This is a genomic window from Mesorhizobium sp. M7A.F.Ca.CA.002.05.1.1 (genome assembly GCF_003998335.1).
GTDB lineage: Bacteria > Pseudomonadota > Alphaproteobacteria > Rhizobiales > Rhizobiaceae > Mesorhizobium.
On the sequence record NZ_RZQI01000084.1, the window covers coordinates 1 to 11,975 of the forward strand.

Annotated in this window: 10 protein-coding genes and 2 tRNA genes; 9 read left to right on the forward strand and 3 right to left on the reverse strand. The window is 63.5% G+C overall.

Features of this window, described 5'->3' with window-relative positions:
• Window positions 1-239, forward strand: a 239-nt coding sequence (locus tag EN939_RS06900; RefSeq protein WP_245473055.1) for a PfkB family carbohydrate kinase, incomplete at its 5' end; no start/stop codon positions are given.
• Here EN939_RS06900 and EN939_RS06905 read toward each other — a convergent pair.
• From EN939_RS06905 to EN939_RS06915, 3 genes are all read right to left on the reverse strand, one after another.
• Complete coding sequence (locus EN939_RS06905; RefSeq protein ID WP_127267427.1) at window positions 236-1,258, reverse strand: aldose epimerase family protein; 1,023 nt, start codon at window positions 1,256-1,258, stop codon at window positions 236-238. The genes EN939_RS06900 and EN939_RS06905 overlap by 4 nt on opposite strands.
• 92 nt (window positions 1,259-1,350) lie before the next feature.
• Window positions 1,351-2,808, reverse strand: a complete 1,458-nt coding sequence (locus EN939_RS06910) for an NAD-dependent succinate-semialdehyde dehydrogenase (RefSeq protein ID WP_127267428.1) — start codon at window positions 2,806-2,808, stop codon at window positions 1,351-1,353.
• A 191-nt stretch (window positions 2,809-2,999) separates the two neighbouring features.
• Window positions 3,000-3,950, reverse strand: a complete 951-nt coding sequence (locus EN939_RS06915; RefSeq protein WP_127267429.1) for an AEC family transporter — start codon at window positions 3,948-3,950, stop codon at window positions 3,000-3,002.
• 129 nt (window positions 3,951-4,079) lie between these two features.
• Between EN939_RS06915 and EN939_RS06920 the strand changes: the two genes are divergently transcribed.
• From EN939_RS06920 to EN939_RS06955, 8 genes are all read left to right on the forward strand, one after another.
• Window positions 4,080-7,100: a caspase family protein gene (locus EN939_RS06920; protein WP_127267430.1), complete on the forward strand. Its 3,021-nt coding sequence runs from the start codon at window positions 4,080-4,082 to the stop codon at window positions 7,098-7,100.
• A gap of 103 nt (window positions 7,101-7,203) precedes the next feature.
• Window positions 7,204-7,752, forward strand: coding sequence for a histidine phosphatase family protein (locus EN939_RS06925; protein WP_127267431.1), 549 nt, complete (start codon window positions 7,204-7,206; stop codon window positions 7,750-7,752).
• Window positions 7,753-7,981: 229 nt separating this feature from the next.
• Window positions 7,982-8,055: transfer RNA gene (locus EN939_RS06930), tRNA-OTHER, on the forward strand.
• A gap of 2 nt (window positions 8,056-8,057) precedes the next feature.
• Window positions 8,058-8,127 (forward strand) — tRNA-Asn (locus tag EN939_RS06935).
• Between the two features lie 352 nt (window positions 8,128-8,479).
• Window positions 8,480-9,622, forward strand: coding sequence for a slipin family protein (locus tag EN939_RS06940; protein ID WP_023812260.1), 1,143 nt, complete (start codon window positions 8,480-8,482; stop codon window positions 9,620-9,622).
• A gap of 232 nt (window positions 9,623-9,854) precedes the next feature.
• Complete coding sequence (locus EN939_RS06945) at window positions 9,855-10,136, forward strand: acyl carrier protein (RefSeq protein WP_010909964.1); 282 nt, start codon at window positions 9,855-9,857, stop codon at window positions 10,134-10,136.
• 56 nt (window positions 10,137-10,192) lie between these two features.
• Entirely contained in the window at window positions 10,193-11,383 is a 1,191-nt protein-coding gene (locus EN939_RS06950; protein ID WP_127267432.1) for a beta-ketoacyl-ACP synthase, read from the forward strand.
• A gap of 51 nt (window positions 11,384-11,434) precedes the next feature.
• On the forward strand, window positions 11,435-11,975 hold a 541-nt coding region (locus EN939_RS06955), incomplete at its 3' end, for a beta-ketoacyl synthase N-terminal-like domain-containing protein (RefSeq protein WP_272483081.1).

The window sequence follows — 11,975 nt, forward strand, 5'->3', positions numbered from 1 at the left end:
CGCCGGCGCTGATCGCCAAGGGAGGAACGCTGCGCGACGTGCCGGCGATCCATGTCGCGGCTCCCGCTGATACGACGGGCGCCGGCGATTCCTTCAACGGCGGCTATCTTGCGGCTCGACTTGCCGGTCACGAACCGCTGGAAGCCGCACGCCATGCCCATCGTGTCGCCGCCGCCGTAGTGCAGGTACGTGGCGCACTGGCGCCGTTCGAGACGCTGCGGGCGGCGTTCGAAGGCTAAGGTAGCCGGAATCTGTATTCCGTGACGTGGTGGTAGATCGCGCCCGGCCACAGCGTCGCCTGCGGGAAATAGGGCCGGTTCGGCGCATCCGGCCAAATCTGCGGCTCGAGGCAGAAACCGCAAAAGGCCTTGTAGTTCCGCCCTTCCAGCCCGGTGCGCGGCGTCACATACTGACCGGTATAGAGCTGGACGCCGGGCTCAGTGGTCCAGACCTCCATCTCGACACCGGAACTGGCGCCTTGCGTCCACGCCGCCTGTTTGAGCGGCCCGCGTGTCGAAGCGAGGCAGAAATTCTGGTCGTAGGGCAGCTGTTCGCCCTCGGTCTCCATGCGCAACGGCCGCGCCTGGCGGAAATCGAACGGCGTGCCGTCAACCGGCTTGACCACCCCGGTCGGGATCATGTCGCCATCGACCGGCAGATAGGCGCCGGCATTCAACATCATCCTGTGGTCGAGAATGTCTCCGGCGCCGCCATCGTCCAGGTTGAAGTAGGAATGCTGGGTGAGATTGCACAGCGTCGGCTCCTCACAGGTGGCTGTCAGCTCGACGCTAAGCGTGCCGGGGATCTTCAACCGGTAGGTGCAGGTGACATCAAGCGCGCCGGGAAAACCCATCGCGCCGTCGGGATCGTGCAGGGTCAGCGTGACGAAATCCCTGCCATGCAAGGAAACCGTCCACGGCCGGTGGGAGTAACCTTGCGAGCCGCCATGCAGCGTATGCTTGTCGAGGAAGTTTTGCTCGGTCTGGTAGCGGCTGCCGCCAATGGTGAAGCGGCCGTCACGGATGCGGTTGGCGTAGCGGCCAACGACAGCACCGAAGAACGCCGTATCCGTCTCGTAGCCTTCCAGGCTGTCATAGCCGAGCACCAGCGGAGCATCGTGCCCGGTCAGGCGCAGATCCTGGATGATCGCGCCCAGACCGATGATGTTGGCTGTGATGCCGCCGCCCCTGATCGTGAAGCGACGCACCTGCTCGCCAGCCTGCGTCGTGCCGAAAACCTCGCCGTCCTTCATCGCCATGCCCGTAAATGCCAGTTGATCCAGAAGACTTCGGCTGGTTTTCCCACGAGAGATGGGCAGGCTATCGGCCTGCTCATCTCAGGGATAGCCTATCAGAGGCCGAGGCCGCCGATGCAGACATATTTGGTGTCGAGGTAATCCTCGATGCCCTGATGTCCGCCTTCCTTGCCGAGGCCGGATTCCTTGACGCCGCCGAACGGCGCTTCCGGCGTAGTGATGAGGCCTTCATTGACGCCGACCATGCCGTATTTCAGCCCTTCCATCACACGGAAGGCGCGGCCGAGATCGCCCGTATAGAAGTAGCAGGCGAGGCCGAATTCGGTGTCGTTGGCGAGGGCGACGGCTTCCTCTTCGGTCTCGAACTTGAACACCGGTGCGACCGGGCCGAAGATCTCTTCCTTCATGAAGCGCATCTTGGGTGTCGCGTTGGCGATGACCGTCGGCTGGAAGAACGAACCGCCGAGCGCATGGCGCTTGCCGCCGGCGACTATCTTGCCGCCCTTGGATGTGGCGTCGGCGATCAGTTCCTCGACCTTTTCGACCGCCTTCTCGTCAATCAGCGGTCCCTGCTGCACGCCGTCCTCGAGGCCGGAGCCGACCTTCAGCCCGTTGCTGGCGGCAGCGAGCTTCTCGACGAACTTGTCATAGACACCGGCCTGAACCAGGAAGCGGTTGGTGCAAACGCAGGTCTGGCCGGAATTGCGGTACTTGGCGGTGATCGCACCGGCGACCGCGCGCTCGAGGTCGGCGTCGTCGAAAACGATGAACGGCGCGTTGCCGCCGAGCTCCATCGATACCTTCTTGACGGTGACCGACGACTTCTGGATGAGAAGCTTGCCGACTTCGGTCGATCCGGTGAAGGTGATCTTCGACACCAGCGGATTGGCGCAGATCTCGTCGCCGATCTCGCTGGCCGAACCGGTCAGGATGTTGACGACGCCCTTGGGGAAGCCGACTTCCTCGGCGAGCGCGCCCCAGGCGAGACCCGAATACGGCGTCTGCGACGCCGGCTTGACCACCGCGGTGCAGCCGGCGGCGAGCGCCGGGCCGAGTTTGCGAGCCAGCATCGAGGACGGGAAATTCCATGGCGTGATGGCGGCAATGACGCCGACCGGCTCCTTGGTCACCAGGATGCGGCGGTCCGCCCATGGTGAGGGCACGACATCGCCATAGGTGCGGCGGCCTTCCTCGGCGAACCACAGGATATAGGCGGCGGCGGAGCCAATCTCGCCCTTCGATTCGAACAGCGACTTGCCCTGCTCGATGGTCAGCAGTTCGGCCAGCACGTCCTGATTGTCCATCATCGCGTCATGCAGCTTGCGCAGCAGCTTCGAGCGCTCGAGCGCGGTGGTCTTGCGCCACGACTTGAAGGCGACGGCGGCGGCCTCGATGGCGCGGCGCGTCTCGGCCTTGCCCGACTTCGGCACGGTGCCGATCTTGAGACCGGTGGCCGGATTGTTGACGTCGACCGTCTGGCCGCTGTCGGCCTGCACCCACTCGCCGTTGATGAGATTGGCCTGCCGCATGAAATGGCTGGTTTTCTGAAGCATGGTCTATCCTCCGTTCAGCGCCCTGACGGGCCGGTCTGTGAAATCTTCGGTGAGCGTGCGCCATGGACTGAAGCCGGCACGCCGGAGCCACTGCTCTTTACCGAGGGCAAGGCCCGCAAGCAATCGCAAGATGGCATATAGGGCTTGGGCCACAGCGAGACGAGAGCAGGCGACGTGCTTACCCCGATGCCTTACCCGAAAACGTGCAAGACAACAGTCAGCCAGAAAGCGGTGGTGACGGCGGCGCAGGCCGTGGCGATGGTCATCTGGTTCGACGCCAACGCCTGGCCGGTGTTGAACTGCACCGCGATCAGATAGGAATTGACGCCGGATGGCATCGCGGCCACCATCACCGCCACCTTGGCCGTCAAGGGCGGCAAGCCGAGCAGCCAGACGAAGACCAGGACCAGCGCTGGCATCAGGAACAGCTTCAGCACCGAAAGCACCAACGCCGGCCTGACATTGCCCGAAATGCCGAAGCGGCGCAGGCTGAGCCCCATGGCAAACAGCGCCACCGGACCGGCCGTATCGGCCAGCGCATCGACCAGGCGCATGGCGACATCAGGCAGCGGCGCACCCGTGATGCGCCATGCAAGGCCTGCCAGAATGCCGATGATCAACGGATTCATGAAAAGCCGCCTGAGGAAGCTACGGATAACGCGCAAGGGATGCACGGGTTCGCCGCTGCCGCGGCCGAAGACTTCGAACAACACGATCGAGGCCATCAGCATGATCGGCAGATGCACGGAGACCAGCAGCGACAGCACTTCGAAGCCGCTCGGGCCGAAGATGCCAAGAATGAAGGGAACGCCGAGCAGCACGATATTGGAAAAGGCGGACGAACCCCCGCCGACGACGCCGGCGCGGGCATCCCTGCCGAAGATACGGGTGGTGACCAGATGGCCGGCGGCCCAAGTGATGGCGACCGCGGCGAAATAGGCGCCCCACAGCGACCATGGCGCCACGCCGTGGAAATCGGACTTCACCATTGTCTGGAACAGAAGCAGCGGCATCGCCACGTTGATGGCAAATTCCGATATCCCCTCGCCGCTCGCTGGCTTCAAATAGCCGGTAAACCCGGCGAGATAGCCGAGCGCGACAAGGCTGAAGACGAAAAGGACGGTTTCGGTGAGCGGAGACATTTTTACCGTGACGGGCGAATTTCCCGTGATAGGCGAGCCACGACCGCGACGCAATCGCGCCTGAATTTGATCATCGTCGGCTGGCAGCGTTATAGAGGGTTGGATCATCAGGGCGGACACGAACGACAAATGGCTTTTGTCGGACTCTCGAACCTTAGTCGTTTGCGGCGGGCATGGCTGACGGCTATCGTCGCCGCACTGCTTTGCCTTGCCGCGACCGCGCTTGCAGTTGCCGAGACGAAAAGCCTTAAGGGCGTGGCGCTGATCATCGGCCAGTCGAATTACCTGCACATCGCCGCCCTGCCCAACCCCGCCAACGACGCCCGCGACATGGCCAAGATGCTGACCGACCTTGGCTTCGACGCCCGCAGCGTCACCGACCGCGACGCCACCAAGCTGAAGCGCGACCTGGAGCGGTTCACCGAAGATGCCGACGGCGCCGATGTCGCCTTCATCTACTACTCCGGTCATGGCATCGAGGCCGGCGGCGAAAACTATCTGGTTCCGGTCGATGCCGACGTCCCGTCGCTGAAGGATGCCGGCACCAGCCTTGTGCCGATATCGGCCGTCATGGAGGCATTGAAAAAGACAGTGCCGGTGACGATCATGCTGCTCGATGCCTGCCGCACCAATCCATTCCCCGCGGATGCCATGGTACGGCGCTCACCGACCGCTTCCGCCTCGCCCATAGGCGCCGGCGGGTTGGAGCCGGTGCGCGGCGCCAAGGCGCTCGGCAATGCACCGGCGGCCGACGCGAGCCTGGGTACAGTGGTCGGCTTTGCCGCAGAACCGGGTCATCCTGCACTTGATGGCGCCGCCGGCGAAAACAGCCCTTACGCGTCCGCCCTGCTGCGCCACCTCGCGGCGATGAAGGGCACCGAATTCGGCTCGGTCATGCGCATGGTGACCGAGGAGGTCTATCTCGACACAAAAGCGAAGCAGCGTCCCTGGATCAATGAAAGCCTGCGCCGGCTGCTCTATTTCGGCGTCGCACCAGTGGAGCCGACCGGCGACGACGGACTGATCACAGGCGAAAGGCGCCAGCTCCTGCTGACGATTTCCGGCCTGCCCGACCCGAAACGGGCGCAGGTGGAACTGGCCTCGCTGCAGGAAGGCGTGCCGCTCGACGCGCTTTATGGCGTGCTGAAGGCGCTCGGCACGGAAAAGATCCCCGAAGACCCGACCGACCTGCAAAAGGTGCTCGACGCCCAGGCCGAGCGCCTGAAGAAGATGATGTCCGAGCGTGCAGCACTGCGCACCGACGATCCGGAGATCAAACGGCTTGTCGCTTCCGCCGACAAGGCGATCGGCCAGGGCGCCATCGTGACGGCGCGCAAATTCCTCGACGATGCGGTCGGCCGGGTCGAGCAGACCAACGATGCGGTCGATCAAGCCGAGGATCTCGTCAAGCAGAAGCGTCTTGCCGACGCCGCGATCTATGCCAGGCGCGCCGATGCCTCGGGGCTGGTCTTCGATTACAAATCCGCTGCCGGCGACTATGCCAAGGCGTTTTCGCTGGCCGGAAAATGGGACGACAAGCTGCGCTGGAACTACAAGAACCAGGAAGCCGAGGCGCTCAACGCCTACGGCTACGCCACCGGCGACCTCGATGCGCTGCAGCACGCCATTGAGGCCTATCGCACCATCCTGAACTTCATCCCCAATGGCGAACAGAATCGCGACTGGGCCATCACCCGCAACAACATGGCGGTGGTGCTGCAGACCATCGGCGAGCGCGAGACGGAGACCGCGCGCCTTGAAGAGGCAGCCCGGATCTTTCGCGATTCCCTTGTCGTGTTCGAGCGCGAGAAGGACGACCTCAACTGGGCCGCCGCGCAGAACAATCTGGCCAATGTGCTGTTGAAGATCGGCGAGCGCGAGAGCGACCCGAAGCGCCTGAACGAGGCGGTTGTGGCGATGCGCGCGACGCTCCAGAAACGCCCACGCGAAAAAGTGCCGCTCGAGTGGGCCGCTTCGCAGAACAATCTCGGCCTGGCGCTCTATGCGCTTTCCGAGCGCGAGGCCGCCGGCGAACATCTGACGCAAGCCGAGGCGGCCTACCGGCTGGCACTTGAGGAATACACACGCGAAACGGCGCCGGTGGAATGGGCGATGGTCGAGAACAATCTCGGCAACACGCTGGTGTCGCTCGGCATTCAGCTCAACGACAAGGCGAAGATAAACGAAGCGGCCGACGCGTTCCGTGCCGCGCTCGAGGTGCGAACCCGTGAGACCTTCCCCGTCTCATGGGCGACCAGCAGGCTCAACCTCGGCAACGCGCTGAGCGGCGTCGCCCGCTTCGATATGGGCACCGGCGCGCTTGAAGAGGCCGCGGCCGCCTATGATGACGCACTGACGGTCTTTACCCGGCAGCGTTTCCCGATGGACTGGGCGTCGGCGCAGAACAATCTCGGTTCGATCTACCAGACGCTTGGCCAGCGCACCCGCGACGCGGCCAAGCTGGAGCAGTCGGCGAGCGCCTTCCGGGCGACCCGGCAGGTCTATGTCAGACGGAAATTCCCTCGCGATTGGGCAATGAGCCACTACAATCTCGGCAACACGCTGCAGCTTCTGGGCGGCGTGACCGACAAGCCGGAACATTATGGTGAAGCCATTGCCGCCTACCGCGATGCGTTGCGCGAGTACAAGCGCGAGACGAATCCCCGCCAATGGGCGCTAGCCCAGGCCGGCCTCGGCTCGACGCTGCACTGGCTGAGCATGAGCAATGCCGACTCCAGGACCCTGCTTGAGTCCATAGCGGCCCGCCGGGCAGCCCTCGAAGTACTCACCGTCGACGCGGCACCGGTCGACTGGGCCAACGCCCAGAACGGCATCGGCATGAGCCTGCTCAACCTCGGAAATCTCGAACGCACCGGCAAATATCTCGGTGACGCCGAGGCCGCCTTCACGGCGACGCTGAAGGTATTCTCGAGGGAAGGCCTGCCCATGCAATGGGCCTTCGCGCAGAACAATCTCGGTGACGTCAGCTGGAACCGAGCCAGCTATGGCGGGGGCAAGGCCGAATATCAAAAGGCGATCGAATTCTTCGAGAACGCCAAGCAGGGCTTTACCGAAGCCGGCTACACGATCCCCATCCCGCTCACCGACCAGAAGATCGATCTGGTGAAGAAGCAGATGGCGAAGAAGTAGGTCTACGCATCCCGCCGACCGCGCCTTGTCTTTCGGCTGGCTTTACCGTCCCTATATGTCCCGTCACCGGAACCCATTGCCGGGAACCGGAGAAGGATAGCGGATGATTCGATTTGCCTTGGCGTTGTTCCTGTTTCTTATTCCCGGCGTAGCCCACGCCACGGATGCAGGCTGGGCGCTGCTGCGCGATGGCGGACATGTCGTGCTGCTGCGCCATGCCATGGTCACCGGCACCACCGACCCGGCCAATTTCGACATCGACAGTTGTGCCACCCAGATGAACCTGTCGGCGCGTGGCAAGCAGCAGGCGAGCAAGATCGGCGCTCTGTTTGCCGCCCGTGCGGCACCGATCGAGCGTGTGCTGTCCAGCCGCTATTGCCGCTGCCTCGACACTGCCCGCATCGCCTTCGAGGCCGAGCCGGAGCTGTTTGCTCCGCTCGATCTCCTGAAGGGCGACGAGGCGCAGAAAGCCGCGCAGATCGCGGCGATCCTCAAAGAAATCCGCGCCTATTCCGGCTCCGACAATCTGGTCATGGTTACCCATCTGGAAGACATCGTGGCGCTGACCGGCATCTCACCGCGCGAAGGCGAGGCCGTGGTCGTGGAGCCGCAGGGCGATGGCCTGCGCGTGCTCGGCCGCGTCACCTTCTGAGCGCCCTGCGCGCGATCGCTGACGTCGAAAGCGGTGTTGCCTAAATGCCACCGCCGCAAGAAGCCGCAAATCCGCCACGACAATGCCGCTTGCGACAACCCGTCGCAGGGGCTATAGGCGCGCTCCCGGTCACGAGAACCGAAGTGAGCACAACGGTTGGAGCTTTCGCCTCCGCCCGTGCAGGCGGCTTTGCCGCCCTGTATACGGCGCTGCTTTGGGGATTGGGATCGCGGATGTAGCTCAGCGGGAGAGCGCCGGATTTGGGTCCGGAGGTCGGGGGTTCAATTCCCTTCATCTGCACCACGGATAGCTCAGTTTGGTTAGAGCATCAGATTGTTAATCTGACTGTCGAAGGTTCGATTCCTTCTCCATTGGCCTGAAAAGCCATCCGAAAAACGGTCCGGGGACTGGAATGCGAAAGACTGGACGGATGGCCCAAGCCCTCGGGCGCGGATCATCCCAAGCGTCTTTCGCCATCGGCTCGCGGCCAGGCCCGCGGTGACGATCAAGGCGCAGCGTCGCCGGCAAGGGAGGCCAAGGCCTCCGGCGCCCGCTTCACTGCCCCGCGATCCGCTCCCGAAGGCCCGCCACGGATTGATGCCACCAGTCCCCGGATCATTCGTGCCCGGGCTGTGACGCAAGAGACGACGTGAAACGAGAAACGAAAGGAACGATCGACGCATGACTTGACGCCTCGCATGGGGCCATGCCCGACAGGAGTAAGACAATGACAATTCTCGACAAGGTTCTTGGGCGCGAGCGCGTCCTCGTAAAGGAAAACGAACGTGCCCTCACCCTCCACAAGGGGGAAATCAAGACTGTCCTGCTGCCGGGCGAGCACTGGCTCGCCAACCGGCGCGGCAGCCTCGAAGTGTCCCGGCACGATCTGAAGAACCCGGAATTCGTTTCGGCATACGAGAAGGCGTTGTTCGACAAGCTCCCGGATGTGGCCGCGCGTCATTTCACCGTCGTTCGCACCGGGCGCACGGATGTCGCCATCATCGAGCGCGACGGCAATCTGCACGCCGTGCTGGCGCCGGACCGCAAGCTGGTGCTGTGGACGGATGCCGGCCCGTGGAAGGTGACGCTGATCGACACATCAGTCGATCTCGCCATCGATGCGGCGGTCATGCGCCGGCTCGGCCAGGCCCGGAAGGCGGAATTGATGTCCGTCCATCCGGTCGTCGACGGTCAGGCCGGACTGCTGTTCATCGACGGTGTTCTGGTCAGGACGCTGACGGCGGGCGTGCATGGCTTCTGGAACGTCGGACGCATGGTGCAGATCAAGGTCGTCGACCTCAAGCGCCAGTCGCTCGACGTTGCCGGGCAGGAAGTGCTGACCAAGGATCGCGTGACGATCCGCGTCAACATCGCGGCCGAATACCGGGTCGTCGATCCTGTCAAGGCGGTGAGCATGGTGAAGGACTTCTCCGAAGCCCTTTACCGCGCCCTGCAGTACGCCTTCCGCAAGACCCTTGGCGCGCTGACACTCGATCAGATCCTTGAAAAGAAGGTGACGATCGACGAAGAGGCCGCTGGCAAGGTCCGCGCCGATATGGCCGAGATCGGGGTGGAGGTCAGCGATATCGCGCTCAAGGATGTCATCCTGCCGGGCGAGATGCGCGAGATCCTCAACCAGGTGGTGTCGGCCGAAAAGCAGGCCGAGGCCAACATCATCCGTCGCCGCGAGGAGACGAACGCGACGCGTTCCCTCCTCAACACGGCCAGGGTGATGGCGGAAAACCCGGTGATGCTGCGGTTGAAGGAGCTCGAGGCTCTGGAAACCATCGCCGGCAAGGTCGAGCGGCTGACCGTCCACAACGGAACCGGCGGGCTGCTGAACGATCTGGTCAAGCTCCGCGACAGCTGATGCATGTCGCCCAAAGTGGTTCCGGTTTTGGAAAAACGACCTGCATCGAAACAAAGGCTGACGTGACGTCAACAGAAGGGCCGCCGGGTAAACCGGCGGCCCTTCTTGCGTTTCCTGGATGCCCTACCCATCTGCGCCCGGCGCATCAGGCCTTTTCCTGCCGGGAAAAACCGATTAGACAGCGCCCAAACAAGATGCGGACAGATTCCGCCCGCAACCGAAGGAAAAGCCCTTGTCCACCACGTTCGACAAAGTCGCCAAGATCATTGCCGACACCAGCGAGATCGATATCGACACGATTACGCCCGAGAGCCACACGATCGACGATCTCGGCATCGACAGCCTCGATTTCCTCGACATCGTCTTTGCCATCGACAAGGAATTCGGCATCAAGGTGCCACTGGAAAAGTGGACCCAGGAGGTCAATGACGGCAAGGCTTCGACGGACGATTACTTCGTCATGAAGAACCTGTGCGCCAAGATCGACGCGCTGGTTGCCGCCAAGACCGCCTGACATCGGTTGAGCGTTCGATCTTGACGCGCTCTGCCGCCTGACCCACAAAGCCGCACATGAGCAGCCCCCGCGACGTCGTCATATCAGGTATCGGCCTTGTCTCCTCGCTGGGGGAAGGTCCGGACGCCCATTGGCAAAAGCTCGTGCAGCCGGGGCTGGAACCGGTGCTCGAAGCGGCGCGCTTTGCACCCTATACCGTTCATCCATTGCCGGAGATCGACTGGAACCTGCAGATCGCCAAACGTGGCGATCAGCGCCAGATGGAAACCTGGCAGAGGCTCGGCACCTATGCCGCAGGCCTGGCGCTGGACGACGCCGGCATCAAGGGCAATGACGAACTCTGCACGACCATGGACATGGTCGTGGCCGCGGGCGGCGGCGAACGCGACGAGGCGGTCGATGCCGCCATTCTCGCCGCGTCGGAAAGCCGCAACGACCGCGATGTGCTGATCAACGAGAAATTGACCACCGAATTGCGGCCGACACTGTTCCTGGCGCAGCTTTCCAATCTGCTCGCCGGCAACATCTCCATCGTCCACAAGGTGACCGGCTCATCCAGAACCTTCATGGGCGAGGAAGGTGCCGGTGTCGCCGCCGTCGAGACAGCAGCCGCGCGCATCCGCTCCGGCCAGTCGACGCACATCCTGGTCGGCGGCGCCTTCCAGACCGAACATTCCGACATGCTGCTCGGCTATGAACTCGCCGGCTATCTGCATCGCGGCCAGTGGAAGCCGGTCTGGCAAAGACAGGGGGCTGAGGGCGGCGGCGTCGTGACTGGATCCGGCGGTGCCTTCCTGGTACTGGAGCAGCGCGAACACGCGATAAGCCGCGGCCGCAAGATCTATGCCGAGCTTGGGCCGGTCGTCTCCGGCCGCGCCAGGCGCCCACGGGGAGAACTCGACGCCCAGATCGCCGCCCTGCTCAAGCAGGCTGCAATGCCGAACGGCAAATTGCTGGCCATGTCGGGCGCGTCGGGCGCCCATACGGCAACCATCGCCGAGAAAGCCGCGCTCGATGCCAATCCGGCGATTGCCGCGCGCGGTTTCTCGACGCTGACCGGACACATGAAGGAAGCACAGTTTCCCTTCGCTGTGGCACTGGCGGCGCTGGCCGTCGATCGCAAGGCCGCCTACCCTGTTTTTGATGCCGCAGCCGAGAAGCCGTTCGAAGGGGTTCCCGCAACCGTCCTTGCAACGGCGATCGGCTATCACCAATTCGAGGGCATGGCGCTCGTCAACGCCGCCTGAGGCGGTGGTCCACGATCCATGCCGCAACGATAGACGATCGAGGGCTACCGCATGGCCAATCTGAACGATCATATGGGCAGGCCGATCGTTGCCGTCACCGGCATCGGCGTGGTGACCTCGCTTGGCGTCGGCAAGGCCGATAATTGGGCGGCGCTGACCTCGGGCAAGTCGGGCATCCACCCGATTACCCGTTTTCCGGTCGATCATCTCAACACCCGCATCTCCGGCATGGTCGACTTCCTGCCGTCGAGCTCGAAGGGCTCCAGCCATCTCACCTATGAACTGGCGGAAACCGCCGCGCGTGAGGCCGTGGCCGAGTCCGGCCTCGATTCCGGTGATTTTGGTGGTCCTCTCTTCCTCGCTTCACCGCCGGTCGAACTCGACTGGCACGACCGCTTCGCGCTCTACAATTCCAATGATTTGGACTCCGGCGGCGAACGGCTGCTGCGGGTGGCGCGCGGATTGAAAGAACTCGACTTTTTCGAGACCACGCAGTTCGGCTCGATCGCCGGCCGGCTTGCCGACCGTTTCGGCACCCGCGGGCTGCCGATCACGCTGTCGACCGCCTGCGCTTCCGGCGCCACCGCCATCC